This is a genomic window from Leclercia pneumoniae (assembly GCF_017348915.1).
GTDB lineage: Bacteria > Pseudomonadota > Gammaproteobacteria > Enterobacterales > Enterobacteriaceae > Enterobacter > Enterobacter pneumoniae.
Genome location: NZ_CP071383.1, coordinates 3,741,773 through 3,762,552 on the forward strand (window position 1 = coordinate 3,741,773; position 20,780 = coordinate 3,762,552).

The following is a 20,780-nucleotide window of genomic DNA, read 5'->3' on the forward strand; positions in this document are numbered from 1 at the left end:
TGGTGATTATTTTTTAAAGGAATCCGCTAATTTCTGCGTGGCGGAACGGAATACGCCCAGGTCACTGCCTACGGCGACAAAGGTTGCGCCCCACTCCAGATAGCGACGGGCATCAGCCTCAACCGGCGCCAAAATGCCGCACGGCTTACCGTGTGCCTTGGCGCGGGCAAAAATATGCTGAATAGCACGCTGTACGTCCGGGTGGTTGGCATTACCCAGGTGACCAAAAGCGGCGGCCAGATCGCTTGGCCCGACAAAGATACCGTCTACACCGTCGGTGGCGGCGATAGCGTCCAGGTTATCCACCCCCTGCTGGCTTTCAATCTGTACCAGGATGGTGATGTTTTTGTTGGACTGCGCTAAGTAGTCCGGCACGGTGCCAAACATGTTGGCGCGATGAGAAACCGATACGCCACGGATCCCCTCCGGCGGGTAACGGGTAGAGGCCACCGCCTGCACCGCCTCTTCTTCGCTCTCCACAAACGGAATCAGGAAGTTGTAAAACCCGATATCCAGCAGGCGCTTGATGATCACAGGCTCGTTGGTCGGCACGCGCACGACCGGTGCACTGTGGCTTCCCTTCAGCGCCATCAGCTGAGGAATAAAGGTGGTGATATCGTTCGGGGCATGTTCGCCGTCCAGTACCAGCCAGTCGAAACCTGCCAGGCCCAGCACTTCGGTGCTGATGGGGCTCGCCAGGGCAGACCAGCAGCCGATTTGAATCTCTTTTGCCGCCAGCGCAGCTTTGAATTTGTTCGGGAAGATATCGTTACTCATCGCTTATACCTTTGCTTATTTCTGCAATTCCATACGTTTGATGTCGCCTACCACGAACAGGTAGCAGACCATCGCCATCAGCGCCGAACAGCCTACGAAGACCAGCGCCGCGTTAAACGAATGCAGCTCACTTACCAGATAGCCAATCACCAGCGGAGTGACGATTGACGCTACGTTACCGAATACGTTGAATACCCCACCGCACAGGCCGACAATCTCTTTCGGCGCGGTATCGGAGATAACGGGCCAGCCCAGCGCGCCAAAGCCTTTTCCAAAGAATGCCAGCGCCATCAGCATCACCACCAGAGTGGTGTTATTGGTGTAGTTACACAGAATGATGGTCGAGGCCAGCAGCATCCCGAGCACGATAGGTAATTTACGTGCCAGCGTCAGTGACATACCGCGTTTAATCAGGTGATCCGAGAACACACCGCCCAGAACACCACCGGCAAAACCACACAGCGCAGGGATGGAGGCGACCAGGCCCACCTTCAGAATCGACATCCCCTTCTCCTGCACCAGGTAGATAGGGAACCAGGTGAGGAAAAACCAGGTAATGGTGTTGATAAAGTATTGACCAAAAAAGACGCCCAGCATCATGCGGTTAGTCAATAACTGCTTGATATAATGCAGCTTTGGACCATTCGCTGCTTTGTCGCCGGGCTTTTTGTGATCCATATCGACCACGGCGCCATTCTCAGAGATGAATTTCAGCTCTTCAGCAGACATGCGCGGATGGTCGGTCGGGTTGTGAATGAACTTCACCCACATGCCGGTCAGCACAAAGCCAATGACACCCATAACGGTAAAGACATGTTCCCAGCCCCAGGCAAAGGTCAACCAGCCCAGCAGCGGGGAGAACAGCGCCAGCGAGAAGTACTGCGCAGAGTTAAAGATCGCCGATGCGGTGCCACGCTCTTTGGTCGGGAACCAGGCAGCCACGATACGGGCGTTTGCCGGGAAGGAGGGCGCTTCCGAGAAGCCGAGCATAAAGCGCATGAAGAACATCGACACACCGGCCCAGGCCAGCGGGAACATATCGACAAAGCCCTGTAGGAAGGTAAACAGGGACCAGAAGAACAGACTGTAGGTATAGACTTTTTTGGAGCCAAACTTATCCAGCAGCCAGCCGCCCGGGATCTGCATCAGCAGATAAGCCCAGCCGAATGCGGAGAAGATGTATCCCATCGACACGGCACTTAACTGCAGCTCCTTTGCCACTTCCGTCCCGGCAATCGATAAGGTCGCGCGGTCAGCGTAGTTAACCGCAGTCACAATAAAAATAATCAGCAATATTAAATGACGGGTATGAATACCCTTTTTCGTTTCTACAGCAGTATCCAGGCTCATATATAATTCCTCGGGCACATCGCTATACTTTTTATTATTTTAAGAAGAAGTTTCCCTGGTTATTTTAGACAGCAGGTAATATCAATTAATTAACCAGATACAATGAAATCGAGAATAAGTATAAACATCAGACGCAACCTGCACATTGTGTTAAAGCTCAATTATCACGCCAATAACGAATAATATATTGAGCATATGCACAACATCCTGGGCGCTGATGCACAGATTTACGCATAACCCGCCAGTCGCGGCGCTCTCTCTCCCCGATGAGTGATCATGATCACATTTTTATTCCCGGAGTCCTGACATTCTTTATTCAACAAGACCGAGACTTTATTTCTGACAATAAGAAAATAAGCATCCTCTTATCGACTTTTAATATCTAAAACTTCGCTGGAGAATACTGAACAATGGCCGACATCGAAATTCGTCAAGAGTCGCCGACGGCGTTTTATATAAAGGTGCATGACACCGATAACGTGGCGATTATTGTTAACGATTATGGGTTAAAAGCAGGAACCCGCTTCCCGGACGGACTAGAGCTGATTGAGCATATCCCGCAGGGACATAAGGTGGCGCTGGTGGATATTCCGGCGAAAGGCGAAATTGTTCGTTACGGTGAAGTTATTGGCTACGCGGTGCGTGCTATTCCACAGGGCAGCTGGATCGATGAATCACTGGTCGAACTGCCAAAAGCCCCACCGCTGAATACCCTGCCGCTGGCGACCCGCGTGCCGGAGCCGCTGCCGCCGCTCGAGGGTTACACCTTTGAAGGCTACCGCAACGCAGACGGCAGCGTAGGTACAAAAAATCTGCTCGGCATTAGCACCAGCGTACACTGCGTAGCAGGCGTGGTGGATTATGTAGTGAAAATCATTGAGCGTGATCTCCTGCCCAAATACCCGAACGTCGATGGCGTGGTAGGACTTAACCACCTGTACGGCTGCGGCGTGGCGATCAACGCCCCGGCGGCCATCGTCCCCATCCGGACGATTCATAACATCGCCCTGAACCCCAACTTCGGCGGCGAGGTGATGGTCATCGGGCTCGGCTGTGAAAAACTGCAGCCAGAAAAACTGCTGATGGGCACCGAAGATGTGCAGGCTATTCCGGTGGATGACGCCAGTATCGTGCGTCTGCAGGACGAGCAGCACGTAGGCTTCCGTTCGATGGTCGACGACATTTTACAGGTGGCCGAACGCCATCTGGCGAAACTTAATCAACGCCAGCGTGAAACATGTCCGGCTTCCGAGCTGGTTGTGGGTACCCAGTGCGGCGGCAGCGATGCGTTTTCAGGCGTGACCGCGAACCCGGCGGTCGGCTACGCCTCGGACCTGTTTGTACGCTGCGGCGCCACGGTAATGTTCTCTGAGGTCACGGAAGTGCGTGACGCAATCCATCTGCTGACCCCACGCGCCGTCAATGAAGAGGTGGGTAAACGTCTGCTGGAAGAGATGGCCTGGTACGACAACTATCTTGATATGGGTAAAACCGACCGCAGCGCTAACCCCTCTCCGGGCAACAAAAAAGGCGGCCTGGCAAACGTGGTGGAGAAAGCCCTCGGCTCGATTGCCAAATCTGGCCAGAGCGCCATTGTGGAAGTGTTGTCCCCGGGTCAGCGCCCAACCAAACGTGGTCTGATCTACGCAGCGACCCCGGCGAGCGACTTCGTCTGCGGCACGCAGCAGGTGGCCTCCGGTATCACCGTACAGGTGTTCACCACCGGACGCGGCACCCCGTACGGCCTGATGGCGGTTCCGGTGATCAAGATGGCCACCCGCACCGAGTTAGCAAACCGCTGGTTTGACTTAATGGATATCAACGCTGGCACCATCGCTACCGGTGAAGAGAGCATTGAGGATGTGGGCTGGAAGCTGTTCCACTTTATTCTTGATGTGGCGAGCGGCCGTAAGAAAACCTTCTCTGACCAGTGGGGCTTGCACAATCAACTGGCGGTGTTTAACCCGGCGCCGGTTACCTGAGTTGGCAGTAAACCTTGCTTAGCATGGCTTCGGCCATGCTTTTTTTATTCTGCATTCAGCGCAAGATGCCGGCCGAGTGTGTCCAGCCGTTAAGCGATCTCAACGGCCAGATTGAGGCTGGCCGGTGTGATACCGGCTCACCGCTTACTCCCCTTGCTGCTCCAGGGCGTATTTATACAGCGCATTCTTTTTCACACCGTGGATTTCGGCAGCCAGCGCGGCGGCTTTCTTCAGGGGAAGCTCGGCCTGCAACAGCGCCAGGGTGCGCAGCGCATCGGCAGGCAGCGCGTCCTCTTCGGCTTTGTGGCCTTCCACAATCAGTACCATCTCGCCCTTACGACGGTTCTCGTCGGCTTTAACCCACGCCAGCAGTTCGCCGACGGGCAAGCCATGGATCGTCTCCCAGGTTTTGGTGAGCTCGCGTGCCAGCACCACGTAGCGCGACGTTCCCCAGACGGCGACCATATCTTCTAAGCTCTCCAGCAGGCGGTGGGTGGATTCATAGAAAATAAGCGTGCGCGGCTCGGCTTCCAGCGCTTTAAGTACGTCGCGGCGGCCTTTGGATTTTGCCGGTAAGAAACCTTCATAGCAGAAACGATCGGAAGGCAGACCCGCAGCGCTTAAGGCCGCGATGGCGGCACAGGGACCAGGCAGTGGCACTACGCGGATGCCCGCTTCCCGGCAGGTACGCACCAGGTGATATCCAGGATCGTTGATGAGCGGCGTGCCGGCATCTGATACCAGGGCAATGTTCTGCCCCTCTTTCAGCTTCGCGACCAGCGTCTCTGCCTTTTGCTGCTCATTATGGTCGTGCAGCGCGAACAACCGCGCACTGATAGCGAAATGCTGTAGCAGTAATCCCGTATGGCGAGTGTCTTCAGCGGCAATTAAATCAACGCTTTGCAATACGGTGAGTGCACGTTGGGTAATATCAGACAAATTCCCGATGGGAGTAGGTATAATATACAGTTGACCCTGAGAATTATCTGCCGTTTCGTGTTGTTTCATTGTTTCATCCGTATTGCCGATTTAATATTGAGCATGCGTAAAAAAATATCACTGGATACAGTATGGTACCCTTAACGTTTCTTCGTAACAAAGTCACGCGCAGCCTTCCCCTTGTAGTTGCCGCGCTGATTTTTGCAGGCTGTGGCACCCAGGCGCCCGATCAGACGACTCCTCACATGGAGGGCACTGCTCAGGCTGATTCCGGCTATTATCTGCACCAGATGGAGCAGAGCTCGAATGATACCAGGATCAACTGGCAATTACTTGCCATTCGTGCACTGCTGAAAGAAGGCCAAACCCAGCGGGCAAGCGAACTGTTTAACCAGTTGCCGCAGGATCTCACCGACAGCCAGCGTCGCGAGCAGCAGCTTCTTGCCGCTGAGCTGAAAGTGGCACAGAACGACGCTGCTGGCGCGAAAAAGATCCTTGCCGATATTGACGTCAATGCACTGGAAAACAACCAGCAGGCACGTTACTGGCAGGCCGTCATTACCACCGAGCAAGGCCGCCCTTCCCTGACGCTTCTCCGTGCTCTGATTGCGCAAGAGCCTTTGCTGGCAGGAGATCTGAAGCAAAAGAATATTGATGCCACCTGGCAGGCGCTGTCGTCCATGACGCAGGATCAAGCCAGTAAGCTGGTGATCAACGCCGATGAAAACATTCTGCAGGGCTGGCTGGATCTCCAGCGCGTCTGGTTTGATAACCGCAATGATCCCACGATGTTGAAAGCGGGTATTACCGACTGGCAGACCCGTTATCCCAACAACCCTGGTGCTAAAATGCTGCCAACGCAGCTGGTGAACGTGCAGAATTTCAAACCTGCCTCCACCAGCAAAATTGCGCTGCTGCTGCCTTTAAATGGCCAGGCAGCCGTATTTGGACGCACCATCCAGCAAGGCTTTGAAGCCGCGAAAAACGGCACCACGGCGGTGACGGGGAGCGCAGTACCGACGCAGACAGCTCAGGCTGCAAACGTGAATGACGTTGTTAGCCCTTCTGCGGCAGAGACCAGCGATCTGACGGCGACCCAGCCGCAGGGCACGATGCAGAACCCGGTTACCGCCCCTACCACCCCATCCGCAGCCCCGGCGACCCAGCAAGCTCCGCAACCGCAGGACACCCCGGCGACGAATGCGGCAGCCACGGAGCAGCCGCAGACTACGGAGCCACAACAACAGGCGGCACAACCGCAGACTACTGAGCCACAACAACCAGCTGCGCAACCGCAGGCCGTAGCAGCGACCACGGCGAACCCGGGTGCTGAGCTGAAGATTTATGACACCAGCGCACAACCTTTGGATCAGGTGCTGGCTCAGGTTCAACAGGATGGCGCCAGCATCGTGGTCGGGCCGCTGTTGAAAAACAACGTGGAAGAGCTGATGAAGAGCAACACCTCGTTGAACGTGCTGGCGCTTAATCAGCCAGAGCAGGTACAGAACCGCGCCAATATCTGCTATTTCGCCCTCTCTCCTGAAGACGAAGCCCGCGACGCCGCACGTCATATTCATGAACAAGGTAAGCAGGCTCCCCTGTTACTGACCCCACGCTCTACGCTGGGCGATCGCGTCGCGAATGCCTTTGCCCAGGAGTGGCAACAGCTGGGTGGCGGCATCGTGCTGCAGCAGAAATTCGGCTCAAGCTCAGAGCTGCGCGCCGGGATTAACGGCGGCGCAGGTATCGCGCTGAGTGGCAGCCCGGTCACCGCCAGTCTGCCGCAGCAGCAGGGTGTGACCATCGGCGGCCTGAACATACCGGCTCCACCAACGGATGCGCAAATCTCGGGTGGCGGTAAGGTCGATTCAGCGTACATTGTGGCCACGCCGGAGGAGATCGCCTTTATCAAACCGATGATTGCCATGCGCAATGGTAGCCAGAGCGGCGTGACGCTGTATGCCAGCTCCCGCAGCGCGCAGGGCACCTCTGGCCCTGACTTCCGTCTGGAGATGGAAGGTCTACAGTACAGTGAGATCCCTATGCTCGCCGGCAGTAACCCGGCGCTGATGCAGCAAGCACTCGGCAGCGTACGTAACGACTACTCGCTGGCCCGCCTGTACGCCATGGGCGTTGATGCCTGGGCGCTGGCAAACCACTTCTCTCAGATGCGTCAGGTACCCGGCTTTGAAATTAGCGGCAACACCGGCGATCTGACCGCGACTCAGGACTGCGTGATTAACAGGAAGTTATCATGGCTCAAATACCAGCAGGGGCAGATCGTCCCGGCCAGTTAAGCCGTAAACAGACCGGCGACGCATGGGAATTACAGGCGCGTCGCTGGCTGGAGAGCAAGGGACTGCGCTTTATCGCCGCGAACGTCCGCGCGCGCGGCGGTGAAATTGACCTCATCATGAAAGAGGGCCGGGTGACGGTGTTTGTCGAGGTTCGCTACCGACAAACATCCCACTTTGGCGGTGCCGCCGCCAGCGTGACCCGGGCCAAGCAACAAAAATTATTACAGACCGCCCGCGTGTGGCTTGCCCGCCATAATGGGAGTTTTGATACTGTGGATTGCCGGTTCGATGTGGTAGCCTTCACCGGAAACGCCATCGAATGGCTTAAAAACGCCTTCGGCGAAGACGCGTAAACCAGATCGTTAAGGGATATTGTGCTCGAAAGAATTAAGGTGTGCTTCACAGAAAGCATTCAGACTCAGATAGCCGCGGCAGAAGCGCTGCCGGATGCCATCTCACGCGCCGCGATGACGCTGGTGCAGTCCCTGCTCAATGGCAACAAAATTCTGTGCTGCGGTAATGGTACCTCGGCCGCCAACGCCCAACATTTCGCCGCCAGCATGATCAACCGGTTCGAAACGGAGCGTCCGAGTTTACCCGCCATTGCACTTAATACCGATAACGTGGTCTTAACAGCGATTGCTAACGATCGTCTTCACGATGAAATCTATGCCAAGCAAGTCCGTGCGTTAGGGCATGCCGGTGATGTGCTGCTGGCTATCTCTACGCGCGGTAACAGCCGCGACATCGTCAAAGCCGTAGAAGCGGCCGTCACTCGCGATATGACTATCGTAGCGCTGACGGGATACGACGGTGGCGAGCTGGCCGGGCTTTTGGGTCCGCAGGATGTGGAAATTCGCATTCCCTCTCACCGCAGTGCGCGCATCCAGGAGATGCATATGCTGACGGTGAACTGTTTATGCGATCTGATCGATAACACGCTTTTCCCTCACCAGGATGATTAAGGAGTCAACATGAAGGCATTTTCGCCCCTCGCAGTCCTTATTTCTGCGCTGCTGCTTCAGGGATGTGTCGCCGCAGCGGTCGTGGGTACTGCCGCAGTGAGCACCAAAGCCGCAACCGACCCACGCTCCGTGGGCACGCAGGTAGATGACGGCACCCTTGAGTTGCGTGTAAACAGCGCGTTGTCCAAAGACGAACAGATTAAGAAAGAAGCGCGCATCAACGTGACCGCTTATCAGGGCAAAGTTCTGCTGGCAGGCCAGGCGCCCACCACCGAACTGGCATCCCGTGCGAAGCAGATCGCCATGGGCGTTGAAGGTGCGACAGAGGTGTTCAACGAAGTGCGTCAGGGGCAGCCAATCGGTCTGACCACTGCGTCATCGGATACCTGGATCACCACCAAAATGCGTTCGCAGCTGTTGGGTAGCGATCAGGTGAAATCTTCCAACGTAAAAGTGACCACCGAGAACGGTGAAGTCTTCCTGCTCGGTCTGGTTACCGATCGTGAAGGTAAAGCGGCAGCGGATATCGCCAGCCGGGTGAGCGGCGTGAAGCACGTCACTACCGCCTTTACCTTCATCAAATAACCTTCTTGCCCTCAAGAAGGTCTTACAACAGGCCGGATGCGCTTAACGCCATCCGGCTTTTTTTATACCAGCGCAATGCTTCCCACAATGATTCCACTCAGCGCAACCAGTATCCCTGTCAGCCACAGCGCTTTTGCCGGGAATGATTTACGCAGCATGATAAGCGATGGCAGGCTAACCGCCGGAAGCGTGATGAGTAGTGCCAGCGCCGGGGCGACGCCCATACCCGCCAGCATCATGGTTTGCACAATCGGGATCTCGGTGGCAGTAGGAATTACAAATAACATACCGGCCACGGCCAACGCGATCACCCACAGCAGCGAGTTTTCAACGGCACCGTCCGCATGCGGAAAGAGCCAGACGCGGGCTGCGCCAAGAACCAGTACTGCAAGGATATAGACCGGGATCGTGCTCCAGAAGAGCTGCCAGAGCGCTTTACCCCAGCGCGACAGGAAACTGCCCTGCGGCTCCGGGAGTTCGACCTGCAGCGGCGCAGGGGTCAAGGCGGTCTCTTTCACCAGTCTCTGCACGAGGGTTGCCACCACCAGCACGGTCAACAGACCCGCGACCAGACGAATAAAGGCAAAATGCCAGCCAAGCACGAAGCCCATAAACACCAGCGTGGCGGGGTTGAGCAGCGGGTTGCCCATCCAGAATGCCAGCGCCCCGCCCATCGACACTTGCTGGCGACGCATCCCGGCGGCCACCGGCGCGGCACAGCAAGTGCACATCATGCCCGGCAATGAGAAGAGCGTACCCAGCAGGGTCCCCTGAAAACGGGGTTTCCCTAAGGTTCGCAGCAGCCAGTTACGTGGAATCAGCACCTGGATCAGCGAGCCAAGTAATACCCCTAGCACCGCAGCTTTCCATACGGCCAGGAAGTAGACCAGCGCATAGTCCCACGCCGCCTGCAGCGGGCTGCTGTTGGCGTTAGCGAGAATTGATTTACCGATCGAGTGGGTATCGGCGGCAGTAAAGGCTTTGCCGTAATAGGGCTGCCACTTCACATACCAGAGCCCAATAATAACAACGAGAAAAAAGAGAGCGGGCTTCCACCACTGCAGTGGTGTTGCCGCCTGAGATGAAGACTGACCAGTCATAGCATTCCCCGGGGAGTGTTTTTAATTTTGCCCGGGGATATTACGCCTCGCCTTTTGAAATTTCATGCAGTTTTGCTGAAGGAATAATATTTACCCCCTCTCTGGAGGGGGAAAGCCCCTCGCTCAGCATCGCTCTGGCCACTTCGCGTCCGTCGATTGATTTCCAGTTGCCCGGTAACAGTGAGAAGAGAGGGGCAAACAGGGACTCGCTAAAACGGTGCTTTTCACGCTCACCCAGGAGCATGGAAGGGCGAACGATGGTCAGCCGTTCCCACTTCTGCGCGATTAACGCCTCCTCCATCTTCCCCTTCACTTTGTTATAAAAGAAGGGAGAGCGGGCGCTGGCCCCCATTGCGCTGACCACCAGGAAGTGTTTAGCGCCCAGCTTTTTCGCCGTCAGGGCGGTATCCACGACCAGGGTGTAGTCCGCATGGATAAAAGCCTCTTTGCTGCCCGCTTCGCGCCGGGTGGTTCCCAGACAGCAAAAAGCGATATCAATCGGGTCCTGGACCTGCGCCAGCGCATCGCTCAACTGCGGATCGTGAGGGTTAAAAACGCCCGAAATATCCGCCAGCGGACGACGCGTGGGGGCGGCGATATAATTTACCCGCCGATCCTGAATTAACATTCGCAGTAGATGCCCGCCCACCAGTCCGGTGGCGCCGGTAATTAGCACCTGACTCATTTTTTTCCCCTTTGCAGAATAGTCCGTAGGCGATTTTGCCCTGCTCGACCACACTTAGAAGTCTGTGAGGTAAGTATTTACCACAAACGTAGAAAAATCTGTCTGAAGCCAAAACAACGGAGGAAACATGAGCAAGAAAATTGCGGTCCTGATTACCGACGAGTTTGAAGATTCAGAATTCACCTCACCCGCTGAGGCGTTCCGCAAAGCGGGACATGAGGTCATCACCATTGAGAAAGAGACCGGCAAAACCGTCACGGGGCATAAAGGCGAGGCGAAAGTGACCATCGATAAAAACATTGATGAGGTCAGCCCGTCAGATTTCGACGCCCTGCTGTTGCCGGGTGGCCACTCCCCGGACTCGCTGCGCGGAGATGACCGTTTCGTTACCTTTACGCGCGATTTCGTTGCCAGCGGGAAACCGGTGTTCGCCATTTGCCATGGCCCCCAACTGCTGATCAGCGCGGATGTGGTGCGCGGACGTAAGCTGACCGCGGTTAAACCGATAGTCATTGATCTGAAAAATGCCGGGGCAGATTTTTACGACCAGGAAGTGGTGGTCGATAAAGACCAACTGGTCACCAGCCGTACGCCAGACGATCTGCCTGCCTTCAACCGGGAAGCGCTACGCCTGCTCGGCGCGTAACCAGTGCAGTTTTTTACCAAAGCCCAGCGTGTTATCGGTGAACTTCAGTTCATCGAGCCGGATCTCCCATACCGGCGCTAACATCGCTGCGGCAATTGGGAAGCGGCGGATGTAATGCTTACGCATCGCGTCGCTTTCCTCTCCCTCCAGGCGGCGAATCTCCCCTTTAAACTGCACACCGCGGATCAGCGCCACGCTTTTTGGCTGGCCATTGACAGTGCCTGCTACTTTCGCCTGATGCCCGGTCATTTGTGCGTGACGCGTCTTATCTTCGCTTAAGACGTAGAAAGCCACAGCCTGTGGATCGTAATAATAGAAGGCATTCGCACACCACATTTCGCCCTCGTGATGTACGCACCAGGTCACGACGTGCTGCTTTGCCAGCCAGCAGTTAATGGTGGGCAGTGTTTCCATTTTGCGTCTCTCTTGCTAAGGTGCGTTCACCTTAACATAACGAATTGATAGCCGTGTGCTGGTTTCTCTATCTTATCCGTACCGCTGATAACGCACTCTACACGGGGATCACCACCGATGTGGCGCGGCGTTTCTTGCAACATCAAACCGGAAAAGGGGCAAAAGCCTTGCGGGGAAAAGGTGAGCTGCAGCTGGCGTTTGCCGCACCGGTGGGTGAGCGCTCGCTGGCGCTGCGGCTGGAATACAGGATCAAGCAGCTTACGAAGCGCCAGAAAGAGCGCCTCGTCGCCGGGGATGGATCGTTCGAGGCGCTACGCGAGAGCCTGCTAACGCCGTGAGTTAAAAACGGTTAAAGTGGTCGTGATACTCAACCAGGCCGCTTACCCCCTGCAGCGCGTCATCAGCCAGACGATGCACCTGGAACGCAGATTCCGTACCCGGCCAGCGGCAATGCAGATCGTAATGGGCTGCCTTTTCAAAGCCTAGCTTGCTGTAAAAGGCAGGGTCGCCCAGAGTGACCACGGCGGCATAGCCAAACTCGTTCAGGGAGTCCAGCCCTTCATAAACCAGCTGGCGTGCCAGCCCCTGGCCACGGTAACTTTCGTCTACCGCCAGCGGAGCCATACCGACCCACTGCAGCTCTTCACCCTGTACGGAAACCGGGCTGAACGCGACGTAACCAACGACCTGCCCCTCATCATCGGTCGCCACCAGCCCAAGGGTGATCAGGCCATCTTCACGAAGATTATGCACCAGCTGCGCTTCACCCTCACCTTCGAAAGCGCGACGTAACAAGGCATCGATGCCGGGGGCATCAATCCCAATTTCAACTCGAATCAGCATGGCTCACCTACTGAAGTGTGTTTACTCTCCGGCGGGCTTTTCAGACCTGCCTCGACAAAATCGGCCATTTGCAGCAAGGCCATGCGTAACGCTTTTGGCATCTGCTCCAGCTCAATGGCATCCATCAGGTTTTTCACATACAGGCCTAGCTCGGTATCCCCTTCAATCACCAGACGGCGTTGGAAAAAGAGCGTGTCCGGATCCTGTTTACGCGCTGCGATCATCAGGAGATCGCTGGCATCTGCGCTGAAACTGACATCGGCGTCGGCAGATTCACGAACGACCAGCCGACCCTTTTCAACAGAGGTAAACCAGCAAAGACCGATATCACGAACGGTGATGCTTAACCAGCGCCCTTCCAGAAATTCCAGCTCGCCCTCTTCCAGCGCCTGGCGGAATTGCCAGCTTAGCAGTTGTTCCAGCACCTGGCGCTTCAGTGCAAAGGGGGTGAGCTTCACCGGCAAACTTAACAGTGACGGGCCTGCCTGTACGAGTCGTGAACGCAGTTTTTCCAGCACGAACTTTTCTCCCTGATATCTATAGTCCCGATATATTGCCATATCCAGTCGTCGGTATAGCGGCGTAAATCAACAAACCAGCGACCTTCATCGGCCATTATTGGTCCCATCAATACGCGATTAACTGCCTCAAATCAAAATTTGTCCCCAGGGGGTTCATTAAAATCCCTGTTTTATAACATTTTTGCATCCCCTGGGCTGCGAACGTCAGGATACATTATGGAACTGCTCTGTCCTGCCGGAAATCTTCCGGCGCTTAAGGCGGCTATCGAAAATGGCGCCGATGCGGTTTACATCGGTCTGAAAGATGACACTAACGCCCGCCACTTCGCAGGCCTCAATTTTACCGAGAAAAAACTGCAGGAAGCCGCTCGTTTTGTGCACCAGCATCGCCGTAAACTGCATATTGCGATTAACACCTTCGCCCACCCGGATGGCTATTCCCGCTGGGAGCGCGCGGTGGATATGGCAGCTCAGTCAGGTGCCGATGCGCTGATCCTGGCCGATCTCGCTATGCTGGAGTATGCCGCAGAACGCTATCCTCATATTGAGCGCCATGTCTCGGTACAGGCCTCGGCGACCAATGAAGAAGCGATCCGTTTTTATCATCGTCACTTCGATGTTGCCCGTGTCGTATTGCCGCGGGTGCTCTCTATTCATCAGGTTAAGCAACTGGCGCGCGTCACGCCAGTTCCGCTGGAAGTTTTTGCGTTCGGCAGCCTGTGCATCATGGCCGAAGGGCGCTGCTACCTCTCCTCTTATTTAACCGGGGAATCGCCCAATACCGTTGGCGCATGTTCCCCTGCCCGCTTTGTACGCTGGCAGCAGACACCGCAAGGGCTGGAGTCTCGCCTGAACGATGTGTTGATCGACCGCTACCAGGAGGGGGAAAACGCAGGCTACCCAACGCTGTGTAAAGGCCGTTACCTGGTGGACGGCGAGCGCTATCACGCTCTCGAAGAGCCCACCAGCCTTAACACGCTGTCGCTATTACCAGAACTGCTGGCTGCGAATATCGCCTCGGTGAAAATTGAAGGCCGCCAGCGTAGCCCGGCCTACGTTAGCCAGGTGGCAAAAGTGTGGCGTCAGGCGATAGATCGCTGTATGGCCGATCCACAAAACTATGCGCCACAGCCCGCCTGGATGGAGACGCTCGGCGCCATGTCCGAAGGCACCCAAACTACGCTTGGCGCGTATCACCGTAAATGGCAGTGAGATAACCATGAAATATTCCTTAGGGCCGGTACTTTACTACTGGCCGAAAGAGACGCTGGAAGCGTTCTATCAGCAGGCGGCCACCAGCAGCGCCGATGTGATCTATCTTGGCGAAGCGGTGTGCAGTAAACGCCGCGCCACAAAAGTGGGTGACTGGCTTGAGATGGCAAAAAATCTGGCGGGCAGCGGCAAACAGGTGGTGCTTTCAACGCTTGCGCTGGTGCAAGCCTCCTCTGAGCTGGGCGAAATAAAACGATACGTTGATAACGGTGAGTTTTTACTCGAGGCCAGCGACCTGGGGGTGGTGAACCTGTGCGCCGAGCGCAAGCTGCCGTTTGTCGCAGGCCATGCGCTGAACTGCTATAACGCCGTAACCTTGCGTCTGCTGCTTAAACAGGGGATGACCCGCTGGTGTATGCCGGTTGAGCTGTCGCGTGACTGGCTGGTCAATTTGCTAGACCAGTGCGAAACGCTGGGGATCCGCAATCAGTTTGAAGTGGAGGTGCTGAGCTATGGTCATCTGCCGCTGGCTTACTCTGCCCGCTGCTTTACCGCCCGCTCGGAAGACCGTCCGAAGGACGAATGCGAAACCTGCTGCATCAAGTACCCGAACGGGCGCAGCATGCTGTCGCAGGAAAATCAGCAGGTGTTCGTCCTCAACGGTATTCAGACCATGAGCGGCTATGTCTACAATCTCGGTAACGAGCTGACGTCGATGGACGGGCTGGTGGATATGGTGCGCTTGTCCCCACTGGATACTAACGTGTTCGCCATGCTCGATGCGTTTCGCGCCAATCAACACGGCGAAGCCCCCCTGCCGCTGACTGCCAACAGTGACTGCAACGGCTACTGGAAACGCCTTGCCGGGCTGGAGCTGCAGGGCTGACGTAATAGCTCACTTTGTTAACAACTTTAGCTAATCTTTAATGCAGTATGGAAAGATTAACCGGAACAAAGTGAGCTCTTATGACTGATAAAACCATTCCGTTTTCGGTGCTGGATCTGGCACCGATCCCTGAAGGCTCCTCTGCCCGAGAGGCTTTTTCACACTCCCTGGATCTCGCGCGTCAGGCTGAACAGCGTGGCTATCATCGCTACTGGCTGGCGGAACATCACAATATGGTGGGCATCGCCAGTGCGGCAACCTCCGTGCTGCTGGGCTATCTGGCCGCGAATACCACCACGCTGCACCTGGGCTCAGGTGGCGTCATGCTGCCGAACCACTCTCCGTTGGTCATCGCCGAGCAGTTCGGGACCTTAAATACCCTTTACCCGGGGCGCATCGACTTAGGTCTGGGCCGTGCGCCTGGTAGCGATCAGCCCACGATGCGCGCGCTGCGCCGCCATATGAGCGGCGATGTAGACAATTTCCCCCGCGATGTGCTTGAGCTCGTCGAGTGGTTCGACGCTCGCGACCCGAATCCTCATGTCCGCCCGGTGCCGGGCTATGGCGAGAAGATCCCCGTCTGGCTGCTGGGCTCTAGCCTTTATAGCGCCCAGCTCGCAGCCCAGCTTGGCCTGCCTTTTGCCTTCGCGTCGCACTTCGCGCCAGATATGCTGCACCAGGCGCTGCATCTCTATCGTACCCAGTTCAAGCCGTCTGCGCGCCTTGAGAAGCCGTATGCGATGGTCTGCATTAACATTGTTGCTGCCGATAGCAACCGCGATGCAGAGTTCCTCTTTACCTCTATGCAGCAGGCGTTTATGAAGTTGCGTCGCGGCGAAAGCGGGCAGTTACCGCCGCCGGTCGATAATATCCATCAGCTGTGGTCGGCCTCCGAGCAGTACGGGGTTCAGCAGGCGCTGAGTATGTCGCTGGTGGGCGATAAAGCGAAAGTACGCCACGGGCTGGAAGCGGTTCTGCGTGAAACCCAGGCCGACGAGATTATGGTCAACGGCCAGATTTTCGATCATCAGGCTCGTTTACACTCGTTTGATCTGGCGATGCAGGTGAAAGAGGAATTGGTGGGTTAGTTGTGATTCTGCCCTCTCCCGTGGGGAGAGGGCAAGGGAACCCGATTTACGGATATACCGGCAACAGATTAAAGCTCGACAGGATGTGCACCAGGGCGTTGCCCACCCCGAAGACCAGAATCAGGGCAATCATCGGCTTTCCACCCCAGACGCGGAATGTTGGACTGCCGAAGCGTTGACGTGATTTACGCGCGAGCAGCGCAGGAACAATTGCCGCCCAGATGGTGGCCGCCAGCCCCGCATAGCCGATAGCATACAGGAAACCATTCGGCCACATCAGACCACCCACAATCGGGGGCAGGAAGGTCAGCAGCGCGGTTTTGAAGCGCCCCGGCGCGGAATCGTCAAAGCCAAACAGATCCGCCAGGTAATCAAACAGGCCCAGCGTCACGCCGAGGAAGGAACTTGCCACCGCGAAGTTCGAAAAGATAACCAGCAGCAGATCCAGACTGCGGCTGTTCAGTACACCGCTTAACGCCTGCACCAGCACATCGATGTTTCCGCCCTTCTGCGCAATGCCGATAAATTCCGGACGCGGGATGTTACCCATCGTCCCCAGCAGCCAGATGACATACAGCCCCAGCGCCAGCAGCGTGCCGTACACCAGGCACTTCACGATGGTACGCGGATCTTTGCCGTAATACTTCATCAGGCTCGGCACGTTGCCGTGATAACCGAACGACGCCAGACAGAACGGTAAGGTCATCAGCAGGTACGGCGTGTAGCTGGCATGACTTTCCGCCACGTTAAACAGCGTTGCTGGCGTCACATGCCCCAGCAGGCTGCCAAAGGTGAGGAAGAAAGTGATGACTTTGGCGCCCAGTACAATGGCCGTCATGCGGCTGACGGCCTTTGTGCTCAGCCAGACGATAAAGGCCACCGCCAGCGCAAAGCACAACCCCGCCAGACGCGCCGGCACGTCTAATGACAGTTCTGAAAAGGTGTGATGCAGAATAGAACCGCTCGCAGAAATGTAGGCGTACGTCAGGATATAAAGCACGAAGGCGATGGAGAGACCGTTTACCAGGTTCCAGCCTTTGCCCAGCAAGTCTTTCGTAATGGTGTCGAAGCTGGAACCTATGCGGTAGTTCAGGTTGGCTTCCAGAATCATCAGCCCGGAGTGCAACATACAAAACCAGGTAAAGACCAGCGCTGCCAGTGACCAGAAAAACCACGCCCCGGACATGACCACCGGCAAGGAGAACATCCCCGCGCCGATAATGGTGCCGCCGATGATCACCACGCCGCCGAGCAGCGAAGGTGACGTTTGGGTGGTGGTTAGTGTCGCCATACAGCCAGATCTCCAGTCATAAATTTGGTACAGCATATCAATGCGCTGCACTGTACCAGTACAAGAGTACAAAAGGAATAAAAAAAGCCCCGATAATGATTACCGGGGCTGTATAGATTACTTTACGCTAGTTAACGCAGGGGTTACGCATCGCCACCGAAGCGGCGACGGCTGGTGCCTTCGTCACGACGTGGACCACGGTTTTCGCGACGTTCACCGCTGAAGCGACCCGCGCCTGGCGCAGCGCCTTCACGACGAGGACCACGACCGCCTTCACGACGCTCACCGCCGCCGAAGCTACGACCACCTTCACGACGCTCACCGCCGCCGAAGCTACGACCACCTTCACGACGCTCACCACCGCCACGACGTTCGCCGCCACGGTCAGGACGCGGCTGAGCATCGCCCAGCAACTGCATGTTCATCGGTTTGTTCAGAATGCGGGTGCGAGTAAAGTGCTGCAGAACTTCGCCCGGCATACCTTTCGGCAGTTCGATAGTCGAGTGGGTACCGAACAGCTTGATGTTACCAATGTAACGGCTGCTGATGTCGCCTTCGTTAGCGATAGCGCCAACGATATGACGAACTTCAACACCATCATCACGGCCAACTTCAATACGGTACAGTTCCATATCGCCAGCGTCACGACGCTCACGACGTGGACGGTCTTCACCACCACGCTCTGGACGATCGCCACGTGGGCCACGGTCGTTACGATCACCACGACGCTCGAAACGGTCGTCACGGTCACGGAACTCACGCTTAGGACGCATTGGCGCATCTGGCGGAACGATCAGGGTACGTTCGCCCTGAGCCATTTTCAGCAGTGCCGCAGCCAGAGCTTCCATATCCAGCTCTTCGCCTTCTTCCACTGGCTGAATCTTCGCCAGCAGACCACGGTACTGATCCAGATCGCTGCTTTCCAGCTGCTGCTGAACTTTAGCGGCGAATTTTTCCAGACGGCGTTTGCCCAGCAACTCTGCGTTTGGCAGGTCTGCTTCTGGAATGGTCAGTTTCATGGTGCGTTCGATGTTGCGCAGCAGACGACGCTCGCGGTTCTCAACGAACAGCAGCGCACGGCCAGCACGACCCGCACGACCGGTACGACCGATACGGTGAACGTAAGACTCGGAGTCCATTGGAATGTCGTAGTTCACAACCAGGCTGATACGCTCAACGTCCAGACCACGTGCTGCCACGTCGGTTGCAATCAGGATATCCAGACGACCGTCTTTCAGACGTTCCAGCGTCTGCTCACGCAGAGCCTGGTTCATATCACCATTCAGCGCTGCGCTGTTATAGCCGTTACGCTCCAGCGCTTCAGCCACTTCCAGGGTCGCGTTTTTGGTACGCACGAAGATAATCGCCGCATCAAAATCTTCCGCTTCCAGGAAGCGTACCAGCGCTTCATTTTTACGCATGCCGTACACAGACCAGTAGCTCTGGCTGATGTCAGGACGCGTGGTCACGCTAGACTGAATGCGTACTTCCTGCGGCTCTTTCATGAAGCGGCGGGTAATACGACGGATAGCTTCTGGCATGGTTGCAGAGAACAGAGCGGTCTGATGACCTTCCGGGATCTGCGCCATAATGGTTTCTACGTCTTCGATGAAGCCCATACGCAGCATTTCATCTGCTTCATCCAGTACCAGACCGCTCAGTTTAGAGAGATCAAGGGTACCGCGCTTCAGGTGATCCAGCAGACGGCCCGGCGTACCGACGACAATCTGTGGGCCCTGGCGCAGGGCGCGTAACTGCACGTCATAACGCTGGCCGCCGTACAGGGCTACCACGTTTACGCCGCGCATATGTTTAGAGAATTCAGTCATTGCTTCAGCAACCTGAACAGCCAGTTCACGGGTTGGAGCAAGAACGAGGATCTGCGGTGCACGCAGGTCCGGATCAATGTTGTTCAGCAGCGGCAGCGAGAACGCCGCAGTTTTACCGCTACCCGTCTGGGCCATGCCCAGCACGTCACGACCAGAGAGCAGATGTGGGATACACTCTGCCTGGATCGGAGATGGTTTTTCGTAACCCAGATCGTTAAGGGCTTCAAGGATAGGAGCCTTCAGGCCCAGATCTGCAAAAGTGGTTTCGAATTCAGCCATGTAGTACAAGTGCCTCGATATTAATGGCGGCCAGTCTACTTAGCTCATCGTGAAAATGATTAGCAATTTTCATTGAAAAGTGTGAACCGGCTCAAAGTAGGTGTATTGACGAACAACAACGCCCTCACCAGTGAAGGTGATGGCAATCAAAAGATTACGGGCTGATGTTTATGTCGTCAGCTATTGCTGGTCCGATTCTGCCAGGTCGTCATGCTCCTGGCCCAAGAGCGATAATTCCAACAATGCATAACGGTGCTCAACATAGTTGTGTACGTTGTTAGCAACCGCTAATTTGAACAGTGCCGTAGCGCTGTCCATATCCCCCAGACTTAGGTAGTACTTACCTAAATAGAAGTTGGTTTCACTGAGATGTTCAGCGAGCGAGGTGTTATCCGTTGCGTCCGCCTTGAGCCGTTCCATTAGCGTTGCTTCGCTAATGTTGCCCAGGTAGAACTCGACAATATTCCATCCCCATTGTTCCTTGTCCGATTTGTCGAAGCGCTGTTTCAGTGCTTCTTTGGCCTGCTTCGCATCAAGCTTCTGCTCAACGATGTAAAGCCACAGGCTACGGAAAGGATCGTTCGGATCGTCTTGATAAAACGCCAGCAGATCATCTTGCGCTAACTTGTCACGACCGCCGTAATACAGGGCGATACCGCGATTCAAGTGCGCGTAGTTGTAAGTTGGATCAAGCTCAAGTACAGAATCAAACGCTTCATAGGCAGCATCAAAATTGCCTGCCTGCGTTAAATAAATGCCTAAGTAATTGAATACTTCAGGCATATCGGGTCGGATGGCTAACGCTTGTGAAAAATCATTTCGCGCCAGTGCCCTCAGACCGAGACTATCATACAACACTCCGCGCTCATATAAAAGCTGTGCGCGTTCGTCATCGGTTAAAGCCCGACTGGCAAGAATTTGTTCCATGCGAGCCAGAATCACTTCTTGCTGCAAAGTCGGTTGCAATGGTACCGCGAGGACTTCACTTTTACGCCAGGCAGAGTTGCTGCATCCTGCCAGCGTTAAAGCTGTCGCAACGAAACACCAGCGCAGAAAAGGCTTCATTTCCCACTCCCGAAGACAACAATTGG

General features: G+C 55.7%; 22 protein-coding genes. 10 read left to right on the plus strand and 12 right to left on the minus strand.

The window, feature by feature from the left end:
- Positions 1 to 6 precede the first annotated feature (6 nt).
- Together garL and garP are read right to left on the minus strand one after the other, a co-directional pair.
- Positions 7 to 777 carry a 2-dehydro-3-deoxyglucarate aldolase gene (garL, locus tag JZ655_RS18135; RefSeq protein WP_040073918.1) on the minus strand — a complete coding sequence of 257 codons (771 nt, stop codon included), beginning with the start codon at positions 775 to 777 and terminating at the stop codon, positions 7 to 9.
- A 15-nt stretch (positions 778 to 792) separates the two neighbouring features.
- Complete coding sequence (gene garP / locus JZ655_RS18140) at positions 793 to 2,127, minus strand: galactarate/glucarate/glycerate transporter GarP (RefSeq protein WP_040073917.1); 1,335 nt, start codon at positions 2,125 to 2,127, stop codon at positions 793 to 795.
- Positions 2,128 to 2,537: 410 nt separating this feature from the next.
- On the opposite strand from garP, the gene garD reads away from it, so the two are divergent.
- Entirely contained in the window at positions 2,538 to 4,109 is a 1,572-nt protein-coding gene (gene garD / locus JZ655_RS18145) for a galactarate dehydratase (protein ID WP_040073916.1), read from the plus strand.
- Positions 4,110 to 4,253: 144 nt separating this feature from the next.
- Here garD and rsmI read toward each other — a convergent pair whose 3' ends face one another.
- Positions 4,254 to 5,117, minus strand: coding sequence for a 16S rRNA (cytidine(1402)-2'-O)-methyltransferase (rsmI, locus tag JZ655_RS18150; RefSeq protein ID WP_207292457.1), 864 nt, complete (start codon positions 5,115 to 5,117; stop codon positions 4,254 to 4,256).
- 62 nt (positions 5,118 to 5,179) lie between these two features.
- Between rsmI and JZ655_RS18155 the strand changes: the two genes are divergently transcribed.
- The 4 genes from JZ655_RS18155 to dolP are packed head-to-tail and all read left to right on the plus strand — an operon-like array spanning position 5,180 to position 8,895.
- Positions 5,180 to 7,345: a penicillin-binding protein activator gene (locus JZ655_RS18155; RefSeq protein ID WP_207292458.1), complete on the plus strand. Its 2,166-nt coding sequence runs from the start codon at positions 5,180 to 5,182 to the stop codon at positions 7,343 to 7,345.
- The gene (locus tag JZ655_RS18160; protein ID WP_207292459.1) at positions 7,303 to 7,698 is read left to right on the plus strand and encodes a YraN family protein; all 396 of its coding nucleotides are present in this window, start codon (positions 7,303 to 7,305) and stop codon (positions 7,696 to 7,698) included. Before JZ655_RS18155 ends, JZ655_RS18160 begins: the two co-directional genes overlap by 43 nt.
- 21 nt (positions 7,699 to 7,719) lie before the next feature.
- Positions 7,720 to 8,310 carry a DnaA initiator-associating protein DiaA gene (gene diaA / locus JZ655_RS18165; protein WP_003861754.1) on the plus strand — a complete coding sequence of 197 codons (591 nt, stop codon included), beginning with the start codon at positions 7,720 to 7,722 and terminating at the stop codon, positions 8,308 to 8,310.
- A 9-nt stretch (positions 8,311 to 8,319) separates the two neighbouring features.
- Complete coding sequence (gene dolP / locus JZ655_RS18170; protein ID WP_207292460.1) at positions 8,320 to 8,895, plus strand: division/outer membrane stress-associated lipid-binding lipoprotein; 576 nt, start codon at positions 8,320 to 8,322, stop codon at positions 8,893 to 8,895.
- 62 nt (positions 8,896 to 8,957) lie between these two features.
- Here the strand turns inward: dolP and JZ655_RS18175 are convergent, their stop codons facing one another.
- Positions 8,958 to 9,995 (minus strand): permease, encoded by a 1,038-nt coding sequence (locus JZ655_RS18175; protein WP_207292461.1) that lies wholly within the window; start codon positions 9,993 to 9,995, stop codon positions 8,958 to 8,960.
- 40 nt (positions 9,996 to 10,035) lie between these two features.
- Positions 10,036 to 10,680 (minus strand): NAD(P)H-binding protein, encoded by a 645-nt coding sequence (locus tag JZ655_RS18180; RefSeq protein ID WP_046885793.1) that lies wholly within the window; start codon positions 10,678 to 10,680, stop codon positions 10,036 to 10,038.
- A 127-nt stretch (positions 10,681 to 10,807) separates the two neighbouring features.
- Here JZ655_RS18180 and JZ655_RS18185 point away from each other — a divergent pair, with 127 nt between their 5' ends.
- Entirely contained in the window at positions 10,808 to 11,326 is a 519-nt protein-coding gene (locus tag JZ655_RS18185) for a type 1 glutamine amidotransferase domain-containing protein (protein ID WP_040073909.1), read from the plus strand.
- Here the strand turns inward: JZ655_RS18185 and JZ655_RS18190 are convergent.
- The gene (locus JZ655_RS18190; RefSeq protein WP_207292462.1) at positions 11,306 to 11,740 is read right to left on the minus strand and encodes a YhbP family protein; all 435 of its coding nucleotides are present in this window, start codon (positions 11,738 to 11,740) and stop codon (positions 11,306 to 11,308) included. The genes JZ655_RS18185 and JZ655_RS18190 overlap by 21 nt on opposite strands.
- A gap of 53 nt (positions 11,741 to 11,793) precedes the next feature.
- On the opposite strand from JZ655_RS18190, the gene JZ655_RS18195 reads away from it, so the two are divergent.
- On the plus strand, positions 11,794 to 12,078 hold the full coding sequence (locus JZ655_RS18195) for a GIY-YIG nuclease family protein (RefSeq protein WP_040073907.1): 285 nt from the start codon (positions 11,794 to 11,796) through the stop codon (positions 12,076 to 12,078).
- Between the two features lies 1 nt (position 12,079).
- On the opposite strand, the gene JZ655_RS18200 is transcribed toward JZ655_RS18195, so the two are convergent.
- Both JZ655_RS18200 and ubiT read right to left on the minus strand, forming a co-directional pair.
- Complete coding sequence (locus tag JZ655_RS18200; protein WP_046885792.1) at positions 12,080 to 12,583, minus strand: GNAT family N-acetyltransferase; 504 nt, start codon at positions 12,581 to 12,583, stop codon at positions 12,080 to 12,082.
- Positions 12,577 to 13,101, minus strand: coding sequence for a ubiquinone anaerobic biosynthesis accessory factor UbiT (gene ubiT, locus JZ655_RS18205; protein ID WP_207292463.1), 525 nt, complete (start codon positions 13,099 to 13,101; stop codon positions 12,577 to 12,579). Before ubiT ends, JZ655_RS18200 begins: the two co-directional genes overlap by 7 nt.
- 219 nt (positions 13,102 to 13,320) lie before the next feature.
- On the opposite strand from ubiT, the gene ubiU reads away from it, so the two are divergent.
- From ubiU to JZ655_RS18220, 3 genes are all read left to right on the plus strand, one after another.
- The gene (gene ubiU, locus JZ655_RS18210) at positions 13,321 to 14,316 is read left to right on the plus strand and encodes a ubiquinone anaerobic biosynthesis protein UbiU (protein WP_046885790.1); all 996 of its coding nucleotides are present in this window, start codon (positions 13,321 to 13,323) and stop codon (positions 14,314 to 14,316) included.
- 7 nt (positions 14,317 to 14,323) lie between these two features.
- Complete coding sequence (locus JZ655_RS18215) at positions 14,324 to 15,202, plus strand: U32 family peptidase (RefSeq protein ID WP_040073903.1); 879 nt, start codon at positions 14,324 to 14,326, stop codon at positions 15,200 to 15,202.
- Between the two features lie 80 nt (positions 15,203 to 15,282).
- The gene (locus tag JZ655_RS18220) at positions 15,283 to 16,290 is read left to right on the plus strand and encodes a luciferase-like monooxygenase (protein ID WP_040073902.1); all 1,008 of its coding nucleotides are present in this window, start codon (positions 15,283 to 15,285) and stop codon (positions 16,288 to 16,290) included.
- Between the two features lie 46 nt (positions 16,291 to 16,336).
- Here JZ655_RS18220 and mtr read toward each other — a convergent pair whose 3' ends face one another.
- The 4 genes from mtr to nlpI all read right to left on the minus strand — a co-directional run bounded on the left by mtr (position 16,337) and on the right by nlpI (position 20,754).
- Positions 16,337 to 17,581 (minus strand): tryptophan permease, encoded by a 1,245-nt coding sequence (mtr, locus tag JZ655_RS18225; protein ID WP_207292464.1) that lies wholly within the window; start codon positions 17,579 to 17,581, stop codon positions 16,337 to 16,339.
- A 143-nt stretch (positions 17,582 to 17,724) separates the two neighbouring features.
- On the minus strand, positions 17,725 to 19,689 hold the full coding sequence (locus JZ655_RS18230; RefSeq protein ID WP_207292465.1) for a DEAD/DEAH family ATP-dependent RNA helicase: 1,965 nt from the start codon (positions 19,687 to 19,689) through the stop codon (positions 17,725 to 17,727).
- Positions 19,682 to 19,762: a protein YrbN gene (gene yrbN, locus JZ655_RS18235; RefSeq protein ID WP_097397692.1), complete on the minus strand. Its 81-nt coding sequence runs from the start codon at positions 19,760 to 19,762 to the stop codon at positions 19,682 to 19,684. Before yrbN ends, JZ655_RS18230 begins: the two co-directional genes overlap by 8 nt.
- A 107-nt stretch (positions 19,763 to 19,869) precedes the next feature.
- The gene (nlpI, locus tag JZ655_RS18240) at positions 19,870 to 20,754 is read right to left on the minus strand and encodes a lipoprotein NlpI (RefSeq protein ID WP_040073899.1); all 885 of its coding nucleotides are present in this window, start codon (positions 20,752 to 20,754) and stop codon (positions 19,870 to 19,872) included.
- Positions 20,755 to 20,780: the final 26 nt, after the last annotated feature.

Coding starts and splice junctions, on each gene's coding strand:
- garL (WP_040073918.1), bottom strand. CDS start 777: ATGAGTAACGATATCTTCCCGAACAAATTCAAAGCTGCGCTGGCGGCA.
- garP (WP_040073917.1), bottom strand. CDS start 2,127: ATGAGCCTGGATACTGCTGTAGAAACGAAAAAGGGTATTCATACCCGT.
- garD (WP_040073916.1), top strand. CDS start 2,538: ATGGCCGACATCGAAATTCGTCAAGAGTCGCCGACGGCGTTTTATATA.
- rsmI (WP_207292457.1), bottom strand. CDS start 5,117: ATGAAACAACACGAAACGGCAGATAATTCTCAGGGTCAACTGTATATT.
- JZ655_RS18155 (WP_207292458.1), top strand. CDS start 5,180: ATGGTACCCTTAACGTTTCTTCGTAACAAAGTCACGCGCAGCCTTCCC.
- JZ655_RS18160 (WP_207292459.1), top strand. CDS start 7,303: ATGGCTCAAATACCAGCAGGGGCAGATCGTCCCGGCCAGTTAAGCCGT.
- dolP (WP_207292460.1), top strand. CDS start 8,320: ATGAAGGCATTTTCGCCCCTCGCAGTCCTTATTTCTGCGCTGCTGCTT.
- JZ655_RS18175 (WP_207292461.1), bottom strand. CDS start 9,995: ATGACTGGTCAGTCTTCATCTCAGGCGGCAACACCACTGCAGTGGTGG.
- JZ655_RS18180 (WP_046885793.1), bottom strand. CDS start 10,680: ATGAGTCAGGTGCTAATTACCGGCGCCACCGGACTGGTGGGCGGGCAT.
- JZ655_RS18185 (WP_040073909.1), top strand. CDS start 10,808: ATGAGCAAGAAAATTGCGGTCCTGATTACCGACGAGTTTGAAGATTCA.
- JZ655_RS18190 (WP_207292462.1), bottom strand. CDS start 11,740: ATGGAAACACTGCCCACCATTAACTGCTGGCTGGCAAAGCAGCACGTC.
- JZ655_RS18200 (WP_046885792.1), bottom strand. CDS start 12,583: ATGCTGATTCGAGTTGAAATTGGGATTGATGCCCCCGGCATCGATGCC.
- ubiU (WP_046885790.1), top strand. CDS start 13,321: ATGGAACTGCTCTGTCCTGCCGGAAATCTTCCGGCGCTTAAGGCGGCT.
- JZ655_RS18215 (WP_040073903.1), top strand. CDS start 14,324: ATGAAATATTCCTTAGGGCCGGTACTTTACTACTGGCCGAAAGAGACG.
- JZ655_RS18220 (WP_040073902.1), top strand. CDS start 15,283: ATGACTGATAAAACCATTCCGTTTTCGGTGCTGGATCTGGCACCGATC.
- mtr (WP_207292464.1), bottom strand. CDS start 17,581: ATGGCGACACTAACCACCACCCAAACGTCACCTTCGCTGCTCGGCGGC.
- JZ655_RS18230 (WP_207292465.1), bottom strand. CDS start 19,689: ATGGCTGAATTCGAAACCACTTTTGCAGATCTGGGCCTGAAGGCTCCT.
- yrbN (WP_097397692.1), bottom strand. CDS start 19,762: ATGAAAATTGCTAATCATTTTCACGATGAGCTAAGTAGACTGGCCGCC.
- nlpI (WP_040073899.1), bottom strand. CDS start 20,754: ATGAAGCCTTTTCTGCGCTGGTGTTTCGTTGCGACAGCTTTAACGCTG.